Below are 19,848 nucleotides of genomic sequence, written 5' to 3'. Positions count from 1 at the left end.
GCGCCCCATGAACACGCTCTCGCTCCGTGAAGACCGCTTCCTGGAAGTGCTCCGGCGTCTCATCGCCCTGACGCCGAAGCTGCAGAACAACCCGGGCGCGGGGCTGGTGCCCGAGGAGCGGCTCGCCGCGCAGGTGGTGTTGGAGACGCTGGCGCCGCACATCCAGAGCGGCTTCATCCAGGCCGAGTCGCTGGCGGCTTCGGGCAAGGAGTCGCGGCCCAGCCTGGTGCTCACCGTGAAGGGCACGGGAGAGGGCGCGCTCGGCTTCGTGGGCGCGCACTTCGACGTCGTCCCCGCGGACGAGAAGGGCGAGGGCTGGGAGCGAAACCCCTTCGCGCTGTGGGAGGGTCCCGGTGGCGTCCTCTACGGGCGCGGCGTCACCGACTGCCTGGGCCACGTGGCGGTGCTGACGGATCTGCTGGCGCAGCTCGCCGAGCACGGGGTGCGCCCGCGCCGGACCCTCCAGGTGGTGCTCATCTCCAACGAGGAGGCCTCGGATCTGCCGGGCCTGGGCCTGGGCTACGTGGCCGAGCAGGGGCGGTTGAAGGGACTCGTGGGCCAACCGGTGTATTGGCTGGACAGCGCCAACTTCGGCCCCACGCTGGGCACGGGTGGCATCTCGCAGTGGGAGTTGAAGGTATCGGGAGTAGGCGGACACTCGGGGATGCCGCAGAACTGCGTCAACGCGCTGGAGCTGGCCATGGCCGCGTCGCTGGAGCTGGCCCGCTGGTTCCACGCGCGTTTCCCCCCCACGGAGGACGAGAAGAAGTACGGCTTCCTCACCTCGTCCAGCCTCAAGTCCACCGTGGTGGAGGGCTCCAACACCAAGGAGACGAAGATTCCCTCCGACGTCACCGTGCGCGGGGACCTCCGCCTCACGCCCTTCTATGACCTGAGGACCGTGCGCGAGGAGGTGACCGGCTTCATGCGCGAGCTGGATGCCCGCCTCGAACGCGACGAGGTCATCCCTGGTTTCCCGCGCACCCGCACGGCGGCGGGCAAGCGTGGCTCACTCGAGTTCCGTTTCCAGGGGGGTGGCATGGAAGGCATCGCCTGCCGGTTGGACTCGCCGGGCCTCCAGGCGCTGAAGGAGGCGATGCAGGCGGTGCGCGGCGTGGCGCCCACGCCCTTCTCGCTCACCGGCTCGCTGCCGCTGGTGAAGGACCTGCAACGCCAGGGTTGCGACGTGCAGATCACCGGCTTCGGGGAGATGGCGTACTACCACGCGCCCAACGAGCAGGCCCGGCTGGAGGACTTCCGCCAGGGATTCTCCATCCTCCGCGAGCTGCTCGTGCGGCTGTGAGCCGCTGTCAGAGGCCCGGGATGCGCCGCTGCATGCGCAGCAGGCAATAGGCCGAGAGCGTCGCGGAGTCCTTGAAGTCCGGCTTGAGGACGACGCCGTAGAGGCCTGTCGAGCCGTCCTGCCGCTGGATGGAGTCCTCCCGGACCGTCATCCACTGGTTTCGGTACACTTCGCGGGAAGAGAAGGTCCGGATGGTCATGGGTTCCGCTCACGTGTCCCGGGTCGATTCGAACTGCTCGAGGGCCCACACCTGGAACTCGTGCCGGAGCCGCTTCCTGGCATCGGCCAGGGGAAGCCACTCGAGCGAGTGGTCCACCTCGTGAGCCTCCTGCGTCTTGGGCCCCAGGCGCGCGACGAAGAACTGGCCTACCTTGTTCAGGAAGAGCTCCTCGTGACGGGCCACGAGGAACTGCGCGGCCTGGCCGAGCTCGCGCACCACCTGCACCTCGTGCCCCGTCTCCTCGCGCACCTCGCGAGCCAACGCGGTGAGCGCATCCTCATGGGGGTCGATTCCGCCACCGGGGAGGAAGTAGCCCTGGGGAACGCGAATCAGCGCCACTTCACCCCGCTCATTGACGATGACGGCATAGGCGCCGGGCCGTTCGATATAGACTCTGCCCGGGACCCTCTTACCGAACTGGTGGATGGACGTTCTCGAGCCAGGGGGACGCACCCCTCCTCCATAGCATGGACGGCCACGACGGCGGCCGAGGCTCACGGTAACGTCACCGCGCATGCGTCCTCTTGCCCGTGTCCTGCTGCTCTCGTCGCGGAGCTGTGGATGCTCGTGAGGCCGAGCCCGCTGGCCTCCGTCACCCCGCGCCGGGTGGCGTGGGCCGCGCTGGGCTTCGGCGTCCTCTTCACCGCCATCAAGACGTTTCCCCCGGCCGACCGGTTGTACGAAGCGGTGCTCACCGCATTGCTGCGGCGTCCGGCGAGCAACACCGTGGACCCGACGGACCTCGTCGCCCTGGTGATGCTGGGCGTGGCCGTGTGGGATGCCCGACGCCTGATGCAACGCGGCAGGCGCGGATAAGGGGCTCGCCGGGCGAAGCGCGCGGGAGCCCGTTAGGCATGGGCACTGTGCTGGACTCCGATGCCTCACCCGTCCGTCTCGCCCTGGTCGCCGAGGACCCGCTCGCCCGGGGTGCGCTCTCCCGCGCCCTCTCCGAGCAGGCGGGAGACATCGCCGTCATCGCCTCGGGCACCCTGGCGGAGGTGGAGTCCTCGCGCGCCGGGGACGCGCCCGATGTGGTGCTGTGGGATGTGGGCCTGCACCCCTCTGAGGTGGGTGGACGAATGGAGGCCCCCGAGCTCGGCGCCCCCGTGCTCGCGCTCGTCCCGGATGAATCCGCGGGAGAGGGTGCGCTCTCGACGGGTGCGCGGGGGCTGCTCTTCCGGGACGTGGCTCCCGCTCCGTTGTGGGCCGCGCTCCGGGCCGTGGCCCGAGGGCTCTCCGTGTTCGACCCGGCACTGTCCGCGCTGCGGGCCACTCCACGGGCCGGCGCCTCGGCCTCGGCCCCCGAGGGATTGACGCCCCGAGAGAGAGAGGTGCTCGCGCTGCTCGCCGAGGGGTTGTCCAACAAGGCCATCGCCGAACGGCTCGATATCAGCGAGCACACCGCCAAGTTCCATGTGAACGCGGTGCTCGCCAAGCTCGGTGTGCAGCGGCGGACGGAAGCCGTGGTGCGGGCGGCGAGAATGGGGCTCGTGACGCTCTGACCCTCACCCCAACCCTCTCCCAAAGGGAGAGGGGGACTAGCCATTCGGGTAGGTCGGGAGCTGTCCCTCTCGCCGATGTGCCGCGCGGGCGTGCCTTTTAGCTTTTGTAGCGAAAGGAATCGCTCATGTCCGCCGACCTCGCCGCCCTGTCCCAATCCCTCTCCTCCATCGTCGAGCGCTTCGCGCCTGGCATCGTCCGTGTCGAAGCCCGCCGCCGCCATGGCGCCACCGGCATCGTCTGGAGCGCCGAGGGCCACATCGTCACCACCCACCACGCCATCGAGCACGAGGGCTCCATCACCGTGGGCCTCGCCGATGGCCGCACCGTCTCCGCCGAGCTCATCGGCCGAGACCCGTCCACGGATGTCGCCCTCCTCAAGGCGGACCTCCCCGGCCTCACGCCCCTGGCGCCCGCGCCACTCGAGGGCCTCAAGGTGGGTCACCTCGTGCTCGCCCTCGGCCGTCCCGGGCGCACCGCGCGCGCCACGCTCGGCATCGTCAGTGCCCTGGGCGACAGCTGGCGCACCTTCGCGGGAGGCCGCATCGACCGCTACCTCGAGACCGACGCGGACCTGCCTCCCGGCTTCTCGGGGGGTGCGCTCGTGGATGCGCAGGGCCGCTTCCTGGGCCTGCTCACGGCGGCCCTGTCTCGCACCGCCGCCGTCGTCATTCCCGGGGAGACGTTGAGCCGCGTCACCCAGGCCCTCCAGCAGCACGGAGGCATCCGCCGGGGCTACCTCGGTGTGGGCGCCCACCCCGTCCGGCTGCCCAAGCACCTCGCGGAGCGCGCGGGCAGCGAGGGTGGGCTCATCTTCCTCTCCGTCGAGCCCGGGGGCCCCGCGGACCAGGCGGGCCTGGTGATGGGCGACGTGCTGGTGAGCCTCGGGGGCCAGCCGCTGCACAGCATCGAGGAGCTGCTCGGCTACCTCGGCGACGAGAAGGTGGGCACGCAGGTGCGGGCGAAGGTGCTGCGTGCCGGTGACGTGCGTGAAGTGTCCCTCACCATCGGGAGGCGGTCTTGATTCTCCAGCGATTCTCCGACGAGCTCGAGTCGCTCGTCTCCAAGGCGGCGCCCGCGGTGGTGGCCGTGCAGCACCCGCGGGGCCATGGCACGGGCCTCTTCCTCACCCCGGACGGCTATGTCCTCACCAACCGGCACGTGGTGCGCGGCCGGGGCAAGCTCGAGCTCGAGCTGCACGACGGAAGCGAGGTGCGCGCCGAGCTGGTGGGCGGGGACGAGCCCACGGACCTGGCCGTGGTGCGCGCCGAGGGGGGTGCGAAGTTCCCCACGCTGCCGCTGGCGGACCCGCATGACGTGCGTGTGGGGCAACTGGTGATGGCCATCGGCAACCCCTTCCGCCTGGAGCAGTCGGTGTCGATGGGCGTGGTGAGCGCCATCAACCGCACGCTGCCGCTGCCCGACGGGGTGATTCTCGAGGGCCTGTTGCAGACGGACGCGGCCATCAACCCGGGCAACTCGGGCGGGCCACTGCTCAACATGCGCGGGCAGGTGGTGGGCCTCAACACGCTGGTGCTGCCCTACGCGCAGGGCATCGGCTTCGCGGTGAGCGCCACCACGGCGGCCTGGGTGGCCAGCCTGCTCATCCAGCGGGGCAAGGTGGAGCGGCGCTTCCTCGGCATCGCGGCCACCGCCATCAACCTCCCGCCCCAGAGCGCGCAGGAGGCGGGCCAGCCGCGCGCGGTGCGCGTCATGAAGGTGGGCGAGGGCTCTCCCGCGGACGACGCGGGCCTCGAGGCGGAAGACCTGCTGCTCGGCATCGACGAGCGGCCCGTCACCAGCGTGGACGATGTCCAGCGCCTGCTGGCACTCGCGCCCGAGCCCGAGGTCCGCCTGGAGGTGTTGCGCAAGGGAAGGCGCCGCACCCTGCGCGCCCGCACCGCCGCTCGAGAACACAGCAAGGCGGCATGAGTCCCACGGGAGCGAGCGTCCGCCTGGCCGCCTCCCTGCCCCCTGGCATGAGACCTCGGGGTCCCCAACTTCCCAACTCCAACCACTTGGAGGAATGAATGACGCGGACCCTATTCGCTGGTGCGGCGGTGCTCACCCTCTGGGCCGGGAGTGCCCTGGCGCAGGACCGGAAGGAATCCAGCGCGGACATGCGTGGCCTGAGCGTGCTGGTCGGTGGTGGTGTGGAGGGCTACACCAACCAGCTCGGACAGGACATCGATCCCGGTGTCGCCTATGGGGCGACGCTCGTCCTCAAGCCCACCAAGGTGTTGGGACTCGAACTCGGGTACTCCGGCGCGGCGAACGAGCTCGATAGCGGGGTTCCCCTGGCGAGGACGAGCGGCCCGGACGTATTGCGCAATGGAGGCCAGGCCGTGGCCACCGTGGGCCTCACCGCCGCGCCGATCCAGCCCTACCTGCTCGCCGGAGTCGGACTCAGCCGCTACAACGTCCGCAGTTCCGCGCTGGCCTTCCAGGATGACACCGTGGGCAACGTCCCGTTGGGGGCCGGGCTGCGCGTGCACGTCGGCAACTTCACCGCGGACGCGCGCCTCAACTACAACCTCCTCTTCGACCAGGAGTTCGCCCTGACCGTCCCCGAGTCGGACATCAACCTGCCGGGGGACGCGACCTTCAGCAGCGGTGGCCGCTACACGGGCACCCTCAACTTCGGCGCCACCTGGTAAGCACCCGCCGCTGAACCGGGCCGCCCGCCTCACGCGCGGGTCTCACCGCCATACACCGGCAGGCTCACGCGGAAGGTGGTGCCCTGGCCCGGCTCGCTGTCGACGGAGATGTCTCCGCCGTGCGCGGAGATGATGCTCTTGCACACCGACAGCCCCAGCCCACTGCCCTCGCCCGCGGGCTTGGTGGTGAAGAAGGGCTCGAAGACACGCTCCAGCTTGTCCTTCGGGATGCCGCTGCCCGTGTCGTGCACCTCCACCGTGACGCGATGGGCGCCGTCCACCCGGGCGGAGAGCTTGATTTCATGGCGCTCCACCGCGCCCGGGGCAATCGCGTGCGCCGCGTTGATGAGCAGGTTGAGGAACACCTGGCACAGGCGCGCGCTATTGCCCTGCACCGGCGGCACGTTCTCCACCGCCTGCACCAACCGGGCGCGGCCGCGAATCTCGTGCGCCGCCATCTTCGCCGCGCTGCGCACCACCTTCACCAGGTCCACCGGGCCCATCTCCCGGTCATCCGGGTGGGACAGCATCCGGAGGTCCCGGACGATGAGGCGCACCCGCTCGGCGCCCTCGCGCGCATCCGCGAGGGCCTCCAGCAGCTCCCGCCGTTCCACCGGCGTGGGCGCCGCCTCCATCTCCGTCACCACCTGCTGCGCGTAGTTGAGGTTGCTGAGCACGAAGGCCAGCGGGTTGTTCAGCTCATGCCCCACCCCCGCCGCCAGCTGGCCCACCGTGGCGAGCCGGTCCGCGAAGAGCAACTGGGACTGGGCCGCCTGCAACTGCTGGAGGCTGTCGGTGAGCCGGGCATTGGACTGCTCCAGCTCGGCGGTGCGCTGCCGCACGGTCTGCTCCAACAGCGCGTTGTAGCGCTCCCGCTCCTGCGCCGCGGACCGGAGCTGGGTGGCCATGCGGTTGATGGCCCGGGCCATCAAGTCATACTCGTCACGCTCCCCCTTCACCGGCAGCTCGGTGTCCAGGTCCCCCTCGCCCATGCGTTGCGCGCGCTCCAGCAGCGTCCCCAACGCGCGGCGCATGTTCAGGTAGATGATGGACGCCATCGACAGCACGAGCACCAGGGCCACCAGCGGCACGGCCACGCCCACCACCCGGCCAATCCCGAGTGACCGATGGCCCCGGCGTTCGTGCTCGTCCAGGTCCGCGCGCGACTGGTCCCAGGCCGCCTTCAGATGCGGCGCCACCTTCTCGCGAAATACCTGGAGCGACTCATGCATCAGCGTGGCCGCCTCCCCTCCCCCGGGCGCCAGCCGCACCCGCTCCTCCGAGCCCCGCAGCCAGCGCTGGAGTGCCCGCTGGAGCTGCTCGATGCGCTCGAGCTCCCCCTCCATCGACTCTCCCGCGTGCTCCTCCCGCACCAGCTCCTCCAGGCGCGCGAACTCCGCCGCGAAGCGCTTCTCCTGCGCCTCGAGCACCGCCTGGGTGTCGCCCCCCGTCTCCCGCGTGTGCAGCAGCGTGGACAGGTAGCCGAAGGACTCGTCCGTCATCCGGCCATAGATTTCCGTCTGCGACTGGATGGCGAGCATCTGCGCCAGGCCCCGCTCTCCCCGGCTCGCCGTGACGAACAGCACACCGCCCACCAGCGCGACGAGCCCCACCGCCACCGCCGCGAAGAGCAGCACCCTGCTGCGCAATGTCATCTCGATTGGCTTCATCCAGGAACCCGGGACCAACTGTCTCACACTGGAATCTCCCCCAGGCCCGTCCACGCGCCGACTCCACGGGGGGTGGAATGTTCTCCGCTCCTGGAGTATCCCCGCCACCCCGGATGAGCGCCCAGGCCCCCTGAGGAGCCATCCCCGGACCCCCGCACAAAACGGCCCCGCTGGCTGTGAACGGCTTCACACCCCCGCAGTGAGTCGATTCACAGCCCTGGACCCCCCCGAGCGGTATGAATGCTCTCGGGAACAGGGACTCGATGCCCCGTTGTCGCCGAACGCCGCGCCCGAGGTGCGAGCGGAGTGATGTCTGTGCGAGGCCGCCGAAGGCCGCCATGTCCTGAGGGGGGGATGGCCGCCGTTACCTCGCTGGGGGGACTCCGCCCGCCGCACTTCGGGAAGAGCGCGTGAGGGCATCGTCCAGGTCCCGAGGGATGGGGGGCCGCGCCGGGGGGCGCGGCCTCCGCCCATGTTTTCCGGGAGTCGAGTCCGCGCCGGGGGGCGCGGGCTCCTCCCACCCGTAGTCCTTCAGTCCACGTCGCGGCGCAGGCGCTCGGGGTCCACGATGGTGATCTGCCCGTTCTCGTACGTGAGCAGCCCCTCGCGGTTGTAGAAGCGCAACCACTTGTTGGCGCTCTCGCGCGTCACCCCGCACAGGTTGGCCAGCTCCGCCTGCGTCAGCTTGGGGATGAGGATGCCGCCCTCGGAAGCCGGCTGCCCCTGCGACTTGGCCAGGTCCAACAGCACCCGCGCCAGCCGCGCCCGCGCATCCAGGAAGGCCGAGTCGTGCACCAGCTGGGTGACGCGCCGCACCATCCGGCTGAGCACCGCCAGCAGCCCCATGGCCACCTGCGGGCGCTCGCTCAGGAAGCGCCGGAAGTCCTCCTGGTGGAGGCTCAGCAGGTGCGTCTCGTCGCGCGCCACCGCGTCCGTCGAGCGCGGCTCCCCATCCAGCAGCGCCAGCTCGCCGAAGGCATCCCCCCGGCCCAGCAGCGCCAGGATGACCTCCTTGCCCTCCGAGGAGCTCAGGCGGATGGCCACCTCGCCCCGGCGCACCATGAAGAGGGCCGTGCCCACGTCCCCCTGGTGGAAGATGACCTCGTTCTTGCTATAGCGCCGCTGCTGCAACAGCCCCGACAGGTGCGTCAGATCCTCCTGCGCGAGGTGCTCGAACATGGGAATCTGAGCCAGCAGCGACTCGAAAGGCATGGGGGGTGACTCCGGACGGGTGAAGCGGGCGAACGCCGGAAGTCTCCACCTCCTCGGGCCTGGGGCCAAACGTTATCGGCTTCACCCCGCGTACGAATGCTCCCCCGCCTACACACCCTTCAGGTCGCGCCTCCGGCACCAGACCTCCGTTGACCCGCCCGTTCGCTTGCGGAATGATGCGTCGATGGTGTAACGCCGAGTTCAGCACGCGCGGATGCCCTGTCGTGTTGCTCGGAGCTCTGACGAGCCCATGACCGCAGAGGCTCCCTCTTCCACTCCAACCGCGCGCCCCCTGTGCCCACGTTGTGGGACGGCGGTGCCCCTCCCGGGCCCGGGCACCCAGATCGTCCGCTGTACGGGATGCGGTGCCGCCCTCCAGGTGAGCGTGCGTCCGATGGAGCCCGCGGTGCCACCCCGTGCGCCCGCGCCCTCGTCCGGCGAGGGGGGAGCCCGCCCCCGCCGCCGTCCCATGGTGGAGGTCTCCGGCCCCCGGCGCGCCGAGGTACAGCCCAGGGTCACCTTCACCGTGGAGCTGTCGCAGTCGGAGATCGACACGGAGCCCCTCGAGGCGGACACGGCCCGGCCGGTGCAGGCCCCGGCCCCGGCTCCAGCTCCGGTTCCGGCGGCCTCCGCTCCTCCCCTCCCCGAGACCCCCTGGTTCGCCGAGGACATCGAGCGGTTGCCGGAGGCGAACGTGGAGCTCGGGAAGCTCGCGTTGGAGAACTTCGAGCCCTTCCCCTCGCTGCCCCAGCGAGCGCCCACCTCCCAGTTGCAGGGGAAATGAGAGCAATCCAGCAGGCTGGTGCTCTGACGACCGAGCCCGCAACCCCATGAAGCCCGGCCGGAGGTGGTGGGGTATCATGACCCAGCGCGTGGTTCGATGACGGCACGCCTCGAGGAGGGAGTGGAGGAAGCGCGATGAGGAACGCAACCAGCACGGAGCCATCGGCGGACTCCTCGGCGGACCTCCAGCTGGTGCGGCAGGGGTGCGTCGAGCTGGGACGCCATGCCGAGAGCATCGCCGAGCTGGTGCTCCCCCTGCTGCGCCAGGCGACCCAGGAGCTCGCCCGGCTGGAGGCACAACGCGACGAGCTGCGCCGGACGGGTGCACAGCAGGGCGTGCCGCCCCGGTTGCTCGAGCGCATCGACGAGCAGACCCAGGGCGTCAAGCGCCTGGAGCGCGCCAGCCGCGGCCTCCGGGAGCTGATGACGGCGGTCGGCGGCCTGAGCGAGCAGTTCCAGGGCGCGCTGACGCGCCGCGAGGAGGAGCAACGGGAGCAGGAGGCCATCACCCGCGAGGAGAAGCGGATGTGGCTGCAGGAGCTCAACAGCCTGCGCGAGCAGGTCCGCGGCCAGGGAGACCCCACGGCGGCCGCCCCCGCGCAACAAGAAGAGCTGCAGCGGCTGCGCGCCGAGAACGAGGCGATGCCCAAGCTGCGCGCCGAGCGCGACCGGCTCGCCCACCGCGTGGCCGAGCTCGAGAAGAACCTCGCCACCCGGGAGCAGACGCTCACGGCCAAGGAGCAGACCATCGAGGATCTGCGCAGGATGATCGTCCTGCTCACGGGGGACACGGCCTCCACCTCGGCGCCCTCCTCCCCCACCTCGCCCAAGCCCGTCCCGGCGCCCGCCAGCGTGGTCAACCTCTCCACCAAGGTTCCACCTCCGCCGGCCATGGCGCCGGTCCCGCCCAAGCCCAGGCCGGCCGAACCCAAGCCAGCCGATACCATGTTCGGCAACAGCACCATGCAGCTGGCCCACAGCATGCTGGAGACGCTGGGCGAGGAGATCGACGCCCCACCCCTCACCCCGCCTCCGGTGTCCAGCCAGCCCCTGGCTCCCGAGAGCCGGGTGCCGAGCATGGAGATCATGCTCGAGCCGCTCGACGATCTGGAGGCGCCGCCTCGTCCGTCGCTGCCGCCCCCCGTGCCAATGGTGCCGCCCGTGCCGGCCCTGTCCCCCGCGGCGGCCAAGGCCGCGGCCCTCATGCCCAAGGCGAGCGCACGCGTCCCCCCACGGGCCCCGCGCTGACGCCCGCGCCCATCCCCGGAATGGCGCCCCGTCCCGCCGCCGTGCGCCCCGGCACGCTCGTCATCAGCGAGGACATGTTCGACGAGATGCTCATCGAGGACTCCAGTAAGAAATGAGCACGCCGTCCGGCAACCTCACGCTGCCCGCCCGCTTCGGCCGGTATGTGCTCGTCAACCACCTGGGCCGCGGTGGCATGGCGGACATCTACCGCGGCGTGGCGCTCGGCGCCGGCGGCTTCGCCAAGCAGGTGGTCGTCAAGCGCGTGCTCCCGGAGGCCACCCAGCAGGAGTCCGCCGTGCAAATGTTCATCGAGGAGGCGCGGCTGTCGGCGCTCCTCCAGCACATGAACATCGCGCAGATCTTCGACTTCGGAGAGCAGCGCGGCGAGTACTTCATCGCCATGGAGTTCATCCATGGCCGCGACCTGTATGACTTGATGAAGCGGGTGTCGGCCCGGGGGCAGGGCATCCCCGTGCACCTGGCCTGCTACATCGCCATGGAGGTGCTCAAGGGACTGGACTACGCGCACCGCGCGCGCTCGGCGGCGGGCGAGCCGCTCCACCTGGTGCACCGCGACGTCAACCCCACCAACATCATCATCTCCTTCGAGGGAGAGGTGAAGCTGCTGGACTTCGGCGTGGCGCTGGTGGGCAGCTCCGGCGGAGACATCGCCACCAACGTGCGCGGCAAGCCGGGCTACATCCCCCCCGAGCAGCTCGCCCGCAAGAAGCCGGACGGGCGCGGCGACATCTTCGCCCTCGGCATCACCCTCTACGAGATGCTGTCGCGGCGCCACGCCTTCAAGCCCGGCGCGGTGATGGACGTGCTCAAGCAGACGGTGGCCCTCAAGGCCCGGCCCCTGCGCCTGCAGGACGCGGCCCCCTTCCTGCCCGAGCCGCTGTGCACCGTCGTCAACCGGTGCACCCTCGCCAACCCGGACGAGCGCTTCCAGTCGGCCGCCGACGTGCTCGACGCACTGGACGAGTTCCTGCTGTCCGCCGGCCTGCGCGTGTCCCAGCGCGACCTGGCCGCGCTGATGGCCAGCTACTACGAGCCGGAGGTGCGCGCGCCCCCCGTGCAGCCGCCCATTCCCCCGGCCCTGCTGGCCGAGCCGGCTCCCCCGCAGCCCACGGCCTCCACCTACGCGGTGCGCGAGCCGGGCGGCGGCCTCTCCCTCACGAAGCTGGCCGAGGACGACGTGCGGCTGCTCTTCGCCTCCGGGAAGCTGTCGCCCCAGGCCCAGGTGTCCCAGTCCGGCGGCCCCTTCCTTCCCCCCTCCGCCTTCCCCGGCCTCAACGCCACCGCGGCCGCCGCCCAGGAGCGCCTCGAGGCCCGGCTCGCCAAGGCGAAACCGCCCCGCTACGCCGGCAACGTGGGCCGCGTGGCCCCCCTGCGCGTCATGGCCCGGCTGATGCTCGCCAAGGCCACCGGCCGGCTCCACTTCGAGCAGAACCGCGCCCACAAGGAGCTCTTCCTCAAGGCGGGGCAGATCATCGCCGTGCGCTCCAGCCTCGCCACGGACCGCTTCGGCGCCTTCCTGCTCCAGACGGGCAAGCTGTCCGTGGAGCAGTGGCAGCGCGCCGTGGAGCACACCCGCCCCTTCTCCGGACGGCTCCTGGACGCGCTGCTCGCCGCCCGCGTCCTCTCTCCCGCCGAGCTGGCCGAGTGGACGCGCGAGCACCGGCGCACCGTGGCCCTCAGCCTGCTCGGCTGGACGGGCGGCCGCTACGCCTTCTTCGAGGGCGAGACCCCCATCACCGACGGCACCGAGGAGCGCCTGGGCGGCCTCGCCCTGCTCAATGAGGGCCTGCGCGAGCACTATCCGCTGGAGCGGCTGGTGCGCGAACAGGAGTCCCTTCGCCACAAGCCCCTCCACCGCAACCCGGCTCCTCCCGTCTCGGCCAATGACCTGGCGCTCTCGGCCACCGAGCTGCGCGCCTCCTCCCTCCTCAACAAGCCGGGAAATACCCTCACCGCCGCGCTTGCGGAACTCAAGCGTCCGGAGGATGAAGTAGCCTTGCGCCGTGTGGCGCTGCTCTTCACGGAGGTAGGGCTCCTGGCGGCTTGAGGCGCGCGGGGGGGACGGTGGTATGGGACTCGTTCTCGGAATCGATCTGGGCACGACGAATAGCTGCATGGCCGTGGCCGACCCCGCCACGGGCCACGCCCGCGTCCTGCCCAACCGCGAGGGCGAGCGCACCACTCCGTCCGTCATCGGCTTCGATGCCTCGGGCAAGGTGACCGTGGGCAGCGCCGCCCGCCGCCAGGCCGTGCTCCACCCCCGCGACACCGTCTTCGGCGTGAAGCGCCTCATCGGCCGGCGTTTCTCGGACCCCGCCGTGCAGCAGCTGCGCCGCCTGCTGCCCTATGAGCTGGTGGCCGACCCCTCCGGCAACGCCGCGGTGCGCGTGCACGGCCAGGTGATGACCCCGTCCGAGGTCTCCACCCACGTGCTGCGCTACCTCAAGGAGAGCGCCGAGGCCCAACTGGGCCAGAGCGTGGAGGGCGCCGTCATCACCGTGCCCGCCTACTTCGACGAGGTGCAGCGCCAGGAGACGAAGGCCGCCGGCCAGCGCGCCGGCCTCACCGTGCACCGGCTCCTCAACGAGCCCACCGCGGCCATGCTCGCCTGCCGCTTCGACGAGTCGCGCCCGGAGAACATCGCCGTCTTCGACCTGGGCGGCGGTACCTTCGACATCTCCCTCCTCCACGTGGAGGACGAGGTGGTGCAGGTGCTCGCCACCAGCGGCGACAACTTCCTGGGCGGCGACAACATCGACGAGCTCGTGGTGGACGCGCTGCGCCGCATCTTCCTCAAGCAGACCGGCGTGGACCTGGCCCACAACCCCGAGGCCCTCTGGCGCCTCAAGGACGCCGCCGAGTCCACCAAGCGCGCCCTCTCCGAGCTGGAGCAGACGGCCATCGACCTGCCCTTCCTCGGCGCCGGCGCCGAGGGGCCCCTGCACCTGTCCCTCCCCTCCTTCTCGCGCACCCTCCTGGAGAACCTGGCCAACCGCGAGCTGGAGCGGCTGCGCGCCCCCTGCGAGCAGGCCCTCCAGGACGCCGGCCTCCAGCTGGAGGACATCCACCGCGTCGTCCTCGTGGGCGGCATGACGCGCATGCCCGCGGTGCGCGCCCGCGCGGAAAAACTCCTGGGCCGGCCCGGCGAGCGCTCCGTCAACCCCGACGAGGCCGTGGCCCTCGGCGCCGCGCTCGAGGCGGACATCATCGCCGGCACCTCGCCCGAGCTGCCCCGCGTGCTGCTGCTGGACGTGCTCTCGCGCAGCCTCGGCATCCGCACCGAGGGCGGCCGCTTCAGCGTCCTCATCCCCCGCAACACCACCATCCCCGCACGCGAGACGAAGGTCTTCGCCACCACCCTCGACCAGCAGACCCACGTGGACCTCGAGGTGTACCAGGGCGAGGCCCCCTCCGTGGACGGCAACCGCTACCTCGGCGAGCTGCAACTGGCCGGCCTTCCCGCCGCCGCCGCCGGCACCGTGCGCGTGGAGGTGGACTTCACCATCGACGCGGATGGCATCCTCCAGGTCACCGCCCGCGAGCCCGCCACCGGCCGCAAGGCCGAGGTGACGCTGCGCCCGCCCACCGCCGCCTCGCCCTGAGGAGGGTGCTCCCATGTCCCAGGACCCCTCTCACGACAGGAACCCCTTCGAGGTGCTCGGACTGCAAGGCACCGAGGACCTGGCCGCCATCCGCAAGGCCTTCCTGCGCATCGCCGCGCAGTCCCACCCGGACCGGCTCCGGATGAAGTCCCCCGAGGAGAAGGCCCAGGCGCTGGAGCTCTTCCTCGGCGCCAAGAAGGCCTTCGAGGTGCTCTCCCAGCCGGACAAGCGGCGCGAGTGGAGCGAGCGCATGGCCCGGACGAAGCCGCGCACCCCGGCCGCCCCGGTGACGCCGCCCCCCGAGGCCCCAGCCGCCCCGGCGCCGCTCCGCCCCGCTTTCACGCCCGCGCACGGCGTGCCCGTCGCGCCCCGCCCCGCCCTCACCCCGGTCCACGGCGTGCCCGTCGCCACGCCTCCCCCGGGTGCCCCCTCCGGGCCCCGGCCCTCCTCCGGCGTGCAGCCCGCGGCGGTGGCGCTCCAGCTCTACAAGCTGGGCATGGTCGCCCTGGAGTCCTTCGACTACGCCAAGGCGCTGGACCTCTTCTCCAAGGCCGCCAAGGTGGCCCCCACACCCCGCCACCAGGCCATGGAGCTGGTGTGCCGCGGCCACCAGTACCTCAGTACCCGCTTCTTCGACCGCGCCCGCGAGAGCTTCGAGCGCGCCCTCCAGCTCCTGCCCGAGTGCCGCGAGGCCCGCGTGGGCCTGGAGCTGCTCGACAAGCAATCCGGCCGCTACCTCAAGGGACGCTAGCGCCCTCCCCGAAGTCAGCGTTTTCCGGGATTCCGGTGGCTCCACCTGGCGGAGGCCCCCCCCTACCGCCTGAGTCATCTTTGTGAACTCAAGGTGAAAATAGAGCCCCCGGTTGGAAAGGCCCCTCAAATGTTGATAGACGGCCGCCCGGCAGTGGCCGCCGTTCGCCAGGCAACGATCGTCGTGTCGCGAGCCCAACCCCTCACTCTCCCCCCAGGGAGGCCCTCGTGCAGCAGCCGAACCAGAAGTGGGCGCCTCCGAGTGGTTGGACTCCTCGCACTGCCCCCATGCAGGTCTCGCGAGGTTCCATGAATCCTGTACGTCCATCCCACCTCAGACTGATAGCCGTCTTCATCACGACCCTCCTCGCGTCCGGGGCAATGGCGCAGGGAGTCACGGGCTCCGCGGTGACCGGAACCGTGACCACCCAGGAAGGCGAGCCGCTGCCCACCGCCGTGGTGCAACTGCGCAACACGGCCACCGGCACCACCTTCACCGCGGTGACCGGCTCGTCGGGTAACTACCTGCTCGACAACCTCCCCCCGGGCGGACCGTACACCCTCACGGCCAACATGGAGGGCTTCTACCCGGCCACCCGCACCGGCATGCAGCTCGTGCTGGGCCAGCGCTTCAACATCGACCTGAAGCTGCGCCAGTTCGAGGAGTTCCAGGAGGAGATGGTCGTCACCGCCCAGGCGACGGATGAGCTCCAGGACCAGGGCCGCACCGGCCCCTCGATGACCATGGAGTCCGAGCAGATGACCAGTCTGCCGCTCCAGGGCCGCAACTTCACGGACCTCATCTCCACCACGCCCCAGGTGAGCGGCACCGCGATGGCCGGGCAGAACAACCGCTTCAACAACATCCAGGTCGACGGCGCGGCCTACAATGACATCTTCGGCCTGTCGGGCTCCGGCACGCCGGGCGGCCAGGCCGGCGCCAAGCCCATCTCCATCGAGGCCATCCAGACCTTCGTGGTGCAGGTGTCCCCGTTCGACGTGCGCTACGGCAACTTCGCCGGCGGCATGGTGAACGCCGTCACCAAGAGCGGCACCAACGAGTTCCACGGCTCGCTCTTCGGCTACACGCAGAACAAGAGCCTCGCGGGCCGCCAGGATGATCCCACGTTCCTCGGCTACAACATCTGGCAGTTCGGCGGCAGCCTCGGCGGTCCCATCGTCAAGGACAAGGCGCACTTCTTCATCGCCACCGACCTGCAGGAGCGCAACTCGGCGTTCGGCAACCAGTTCCAGATCGGCGGTGTGAACGCGGAGGAGGACCGGGCCCGCGCGGGCTTCACCCAGGCCGAGGCCGACCGGTTCAGCAGCATCCTCACCAACAAGTACGGCGTCCCCAACCCGGGCACGGCCCTGGCCACGCAGCTGCGCAACCCGGACCGCAACGTCTTCGCCAAAATCAGCACGGGCGTCATCCCCAACAGCTACCTGGAGCTCTCCTACAACTTCGTGGGCGCCCTGCAGGACTCGCTGACCCGCGCGCCCACCTCGCCGTCCATTCCCAACCGCCTGCGTGACGGCTACCAGCTGTCCAACGCCGGCTACGCCCAGACGGTCAACACCCATACCGCCCGGGCGAAGCTGACCTCGACCTTCCTCGAGGGCAAGCTCTCCAACGAGTTCCTGGCGGGCTTCTCCATCCTCCGCGACGCCCGCGATCCCTCCCAGGACATCCCGCTCATCCTGGTCAAGGCCGGCTCGCTCGGCGCGAACGACTCGTGGCTGGCGGCGGGCGCCGAGCGCTTCTCCCAGCTCAACCAGCTGGACCAGGACATCTTCCAGATCCAGGACAGCCTCACCCTGGCGCTGGGTGACCACCAGCTCACCGCCGGAACCAGCACCGAGTTCTTCCGGCTGCGCAACGCCTTCCTCCAGGCGGCCACCGGCGTGTGGACCTTCGACAGCCTGGACGACTTCGAGGCTGGCAACGCGAGCGCCTTCCAGCGCCGCTTCGGCGTCAGCGACCTGCAGGAGCCGGGCACGGCCGAGTTCACCGTGGTGCAGCCGGGCTTCTACCTGCAGGACAACTGGACGCCGTTCAAGAACCTGACGCTCACGCCCGGCATCCGTATCGACGTGCCGTTCCTGTCCGCCGCCAACACCAACGAGCGGCTCGTGAACAACGAGGCGCTCCCCATCGACACGGGCAAGATGCCGAGCGGCAACATCCTCTGGTCGCCCCGCCTGGGTGTGAACTGGGACGTGGAGGGCAACTCCAACACCATCGTGCGCGGTGGCGTCGGCATCTTCTCGGGCCGGCCGCCGTACGTGTGGGTGTCCAACGCGTACAGCATCAACGGGCTCTCCCAGGTGGAGCTGACCTGCTCGCGGACCGCGGGCGCCCGGCAGGTGCCGGCGTTCACCGCCGATCCCAACGCCCAGCCCTTCGACTGCCTTGGCGGCACCAATCCGCCCACGGCGCCCACCAACCAGGGGGAGATCGACTACTTCGACCCGGGCACCCGGTACCCGCAGAACTTCCGCGTGGCGCTCGGCGCGGACCGCCGCCTGCCCTGGGGCCTCATCGCCACCGCCGACCTGCTCTACACCCAGGACGTCAACGGCTGGTACACCACCGACGAGAACCTGGTGAACCAGGGCCAGAACGGCGAGGGCCGCTCGCTGTACGGCTCCTTCGCCGCGACGGGCTTCCGGGCCAGCCCCACCCGCCGCGACTCGACCAACCTCGTCCAGGCCATCCGGGTGTTCAACAAGAACGGCGGGCGGGTCGCCAACGCGACCCTGCAGCTGCGCAAGGAGATCCAGGACATGCTGGATTTGAGCGTGGCCTACAGCTACACGGACTCGAAGGATCTCATCTCGATGACGAGCGCCCAGGCCTACTCCAACTTCCAGTTCGCCCCGGTGGACGGAAGCCTGGAGAACCGCAACCTCCGGCCGTCGGCGTTCGACCGCACCCACCGCGTCACCCTCACCGCCACCAGCAATCTGCCCCTCGGCTTCAACGCGGGCATCATCTACACGGGCCAGTCCGGTCTGCCCTACAGCTGGACCGTCAACGGTGACGTCAACGCGGACGGCATCAACGGCAACGACCTGGCGTTCATCCCGGCGGACCCGAGCCAGATCTCCCTGCAGGATCCCTCGCAGTACGAGGCGCTGAACAACTTCATCAACAGCCAGCAGTGCCTGAGGGAGGCCAAGGGCAGCATCATCCAGCGCGGCGCGTGCCGCAACCCGTGGCAGAACTTCTTCAACGTCCGGCTCGGCTGGACGTCGCCGGAGTTCGTGAAGGGCCAGCGGCTGGAGCTGCAGGGGGACATCTTCAACGTCCTGAACCTGCTCAACCCGGAGTGGGGCCTCTTCGAGCAGGAGGCGCAGTTCGAGAACCACGGCTCGTCGTTCCTGCGCGCGGTGGGCTACGACACGGCGAACAACCGCCCCATCTACAGCTTCACCGAGCCCACGGCGGTGCGGACCACGGTGTACACCCCCACGCTGTCGCGGTGGCGCATCCAGCTCGGCGCGCGGTACGTGTTCTAACCAGCGCCAGCTGACACGGTGTCGAACCCGGGGCCCTCCGCGAGCAATCGCGGGGGGCCCTTGATTTTTTGTAGAGGTGCCCGCCATGCCCCTGCGATTGAACGCCCTGCTGCTGTCCCTCGTGCTGTCCCTCGCGTGCGCCGCGCCCGGCTCGGGAGTGCGTGCCTCTGGCTCCGAGCGTCCCGGACTGGAGTTGGTGGAGAGCAGCCCGGTGGAGACGACGCTGGACCACGCGGACATTCCAGACGCCTGGCAGGTGTGGCCAGAGATGGTGAACGGGGCCACGCGGACGCTGGACGTGGCGCAGTTCTACGTGAGCAACGCGCCGGGCAGCCGGCTGGAGCCGGTGATTCGAGCCATCGAGGCGGCGGCGGACCGGGGCGTGAAGGTGCGGGTGCTCGCGGAGGAGAAGTTCTACGCGCAGTACCCGGAGACGCTGGAGCGGCTGGCGAAGCGGCCAGGTATCGAGGTGCGCCGGCTGGACACGGCGAAGGTATTCGGGGGCGGCGTGCTGCACGCGAAGTACTTCGTGGTGGACGGGCGCGAGGCGTACCTGGGCAGCCAGAACTTCGACTGGCGCGCGCTGGAGCACATCCAGGAGCTGGGGCTGCGCATCCGCGTGCCCGAGGTGGTGCGCTCCATGGCGGACATCTTCGAGCAGGACTGGGCGCTGGCCGTGGGAGCACAGGCGCCCGCGGCGAAAGCGGTGGGAGGCCCGTTCCCGGCGAGCTACGCGGGGAGCACGGTGCAGGTGACGCCGGCGCACAGCCCCGAGGGCCACCTGCCGGACCCGGCCACGTGGGACCTGCCGAAGCTGGTGAAGCTCATCGACGGGGCGAAGCGCTCGGTGCGGGTGCAGCTGCTCACGTACAAGGCGAAGAGCCGTGACGGCGGCCCCTTCCCCGAGCTGGAGGAGGCACTGAAGCGGGCGGCGGGGCGCGGGGTGAAGGTGGAACTGCTGCTGGCGGACTGGGGCAAGCGCAAGGGCACCATCGAGGGCCTGCAGGCACTGCAGTCACCGCCTGGGCTGACGGTGAAGCTGGTCACCATTCCGCGGTGGTCCGGCGGCTTCATCCCCTTCGCGCGCGTGGTGCACGCCAAGTACATGGTGGTGGATGGGGAGCAGGCGTGGGTGGGCACGAGCAACTGGGAGCGGGACTACTTCACACAGAGCCGCAACGTGGGCGTCATCGTGGAGGGCGAGGCATTCGCGAACCAGCTCGAGCGCTTCTTCCAGGACACGTGGACGAGCCCCTACGCGGCCGAGGTGGACCCGAAGGCGACGTACACGCCGCCGAACATCAGCGGAACACCGTGAGGCCATGTCCCGATTTCCCCTCTCCCCTCGGGAGAGGGACGG

At 70.3% G+C, this 19,848-nt stretch carries 17 protein-coding genes; 13 read left to right on the top strand and 4 right to left on the bottom strand.

Going from position 1 to position 19,848, the window contains the following annotated elements; all coding sequences use genetic code 11:
* Positions 1 to 7: 7 nt before the first annotated feature.
* A complete protein-coding gene (locus Q664_RS00840; protein ID WP_043388646.1) occupies positions 8 to 1,303 on the top strand; it encodes a M20/M25/M40 family metallo-hydrolase in 1,296 nt (431 codons plus the stop codon).
* Positions 1,304 to 1,310: 7 nt separating this feature from the next.
* On the opposite strand, the gene Q664_RS00835 is transcribed toward Q664_RS00840, so the two are convergent.
* Both Q664_RS00835 and Q664_RS00830 read right to left on the bottom strand, forming a co-directional pair.
* Positions 1,311 to 1,502 (bottom strand): hypothetical protein, encoded by a 192-nt coding sequence (locus Q664_RS00835; RefSeq protein ID WP_043388644.1) that lies wholly within the window; start codon positions 1,500 to 1,502, stop codon positions 1,311 to 1,313.
* A gap of 9 nt (positions 1,503 to 1,511) precedes the next feature.
* Positions 1,512 to 1,976 carry an NUDIX domain-containing protein gene (locus tag Q664_RS00830; RefSeq protein ID WP_160174300.1) on the bottom strand — a complete coding sequence of 155 codons (465 nt, stop codon included), beginning with the start codon at positions 1,974 to 1,976 and terminating at the stop codon, positions 1,512 to 1,514.
* A 108-nt stretch (positions 1,977 to 2,084) separates the two neighbouring features.
* On the opposite strand from Q664_RS00830, the gene Q664_RS00825 reads away from it, so the two are divergent.
* The 5 genes from Q664_RS00825 (at position 2,085) to Q664_RS00805 (ending at position 5,680) form a co-directional block, all read left to right on the top strand.
* Positions 2,085 to 2,339, top strand: a complete 255-nt coding sequence (locus tag Q664_RS00825) for a hypothetical protein (RefSeq protein WP_052517511.1) — start codon at positions 2,085 to 2,087, stop codon at positions 2,337 to 2,339.
* A gap of 47 nt (positions 2,340 to 2,386) precedes the next feature.
* Positions 2,387 to 3,025 (top strand): response regulator transcription factor, encoded by a 639-nt coding sequence (locus Q664_RS00820; protein WP_043388758.1) that lies wholly within the window; start codon positions 2,387 to 2,389, stop codon positions 3,023 to 3,025.
* 125 nt (positions 3,026 to 3,150) lie between these two features.
* A complete protein-coding gene (locus Q664_RS00815) occupies positions 3,151 to 4,047 on the top strand; it encodes a S1C family serine protease (RefSeq protein ID WP_043388641.1) in 897 nt (298 codons plus the stop codon).
* Positions 4,044 to 4,955 carry a S1C family serine protease gene (locus tag Q664_RS00810; RefSeq protein WP_043388639.1) on the top strand — a complete coding sequence of 304 codons (912 nt, stop codon included), beginning with the start codon at positions 4,044 to 4,046 and terminating at the stop codon, positions 4,953 to 4,955. The genes Q664_RS00815 and Q664_RS00810 overlap by 4 nt, the downstream gene beginning before the upstream one ends.
* A 98-nt stretch (positions 4,956 to 5,053) precedes the next feature.
* Complete coding sequence (locus Q664_RS00805; protein ID WP_043388637.1) at positions 5,054 to 5,680, top strand: outer membrane beta-barrel protein; 627 nt, start codon at positions 5,054 to 5,056, stop codon at positions 5,678 to 5,680.
* 29 nt (positions 5,681 to 5,709) lie between these two features.
* Here the strand turns inward: Q664_RS00805 and Q664_RS60415 are convergent, their stop codons facing one another.
* Positions 5,710 to 7,350 (bottom strand): sensor histidine kinase, encoded by a 1,641-nt coding sequence (locus tag Q664_RS60415; protein ID WP_152621831.1) that lies wholly within the window; start codon positions 7,348 to 7,350, stop codon positions 5,710 to 5,712.
* 531 nt (positions 7,351 to 7,881) lie between these two features.
* Complete coding sequence (locus Q664_RS00795) at positions 7,882 to 8,562, bottom strand: Crp/Fnr family transcriptional regulator (protein ID WP_043388632.1); 681 nt, start codon at positions 8,560 to 8,562, stop codon at positions 7,882 to 7,884.
* Between the two features lie 406 nt (positions 8,563 to 8,968).
* Here Q664_RS00795 and Q664_RS00790 point away from each other — a divergent pair, with 406 nt between their 5' ends.
* The 7 genes from Q664_RS00790 to Q664_RS00760 all read left to right on the top strand — a co-directional run bounded on the left by Q664_RS00790 (position 8,969) and on the right by Q664_RS00760 (position 19,806).
* Positions 8,969 to 9,346 carry a hypothetical protein gene (locus Q664_RS00790; protein WP_152621830.1) on the top strand — a complete coding sequence of 126 codons (378 nt, stop codon included), beginning with the start codon at positions 8,969 to 8,971 and terminating at the stop codon, positions 9,344 to 9,346.
* Positions 9,347 to 9,480: 134 nt separating this feature from the next.
* Positions 9,481 to 10,593, top strand: coding sequence for a hypothetical protein (locus Q664_RS00785; protein ID WP_043388627.1), 1,113 nt, complete (start codon positions 9,481 to 9,483; stop codon positions 10,591 to 10,593).
* A gap of 112 nt (positions 10,594 to 10,705) precedes the next feature.
* Positions 10,706 to 12,661, top strand: coding sequence for a serine/threonine-protein kinase (locus Q664_RS51385; RefSeq protein WP_052517510.1), 1,956 nt, complete (start codon positions 10,706 to 10,708; stop codon positions 12,659 to 12,661).
* Positions 12,662 to 12,683: 22 nt separating this feature from the next.
* Positions 12,684 to 14,216 carry an Hsp70 family protein gene (locus tag Q664_RS00775; RefSeq protein WP_075207276.1) on the top strand — a complete coding sequence of 511 codons (1,533 nt, stop codon included), beginning with the start codon at positions 12,684 to 12,686 and terminating at the stop codon, positions 14,214 to 14,216.
* Between the two features lie 13 nt (positions 14,217 to 14,229).
* Positions 14,230 to 14,967, top strand: a complete 738-nt coding sequence (locus Q664_RS00770) for a DnaJ domain-containing protein (RefSeq protein WP_043388625.1) — start codon at positions 14,230 to 14,232, stop codon at positions 14,965 to 14,967.
* 419 nt (positions 14,968 to 15,386) lie between these two features.
* Complete coding sequence (locus Q664_RS00765) at positions 15,387 to 18,488, top strand: TonB-dependent receptor (RefSeq protein ID WP_160174299.1); 3,102 nt, start codon at positions 15,387 to 15,389, stop codon at positions 18,486 to 18,488.
* 85 nt (positions 18,489 to 18,573) lie between these two features.
* Positions 18,574 to 19,806: a phospholipase D-like domain-containing protein gene (locus Q664_RS00760; RefSeq protein WP_052517508.1), complete on the top strand. Its 1,233-nt coding sequence runs from the start codon at positions 18,574 to 18,576 to the stop codon at positions 19,804 to 19,806.
* The last annotated feature ends 42 nt before the right edge of the window (positions 19,807 to 19,848 follow it).

It is taken from the genome of Archangium violaceum Cb vi76, assembly GCF_000733295.1.
Classification (GTDB): Bacteria; Myxococcota; Myxococcia; order Myxococcales; family Myxococcaceae; genus Archangium; species Archangium violaceum.
Note: the sequence above shows the minus strand (reverse complement) of the source record. Positions and strands in the feature narration are given on the sequence as shown.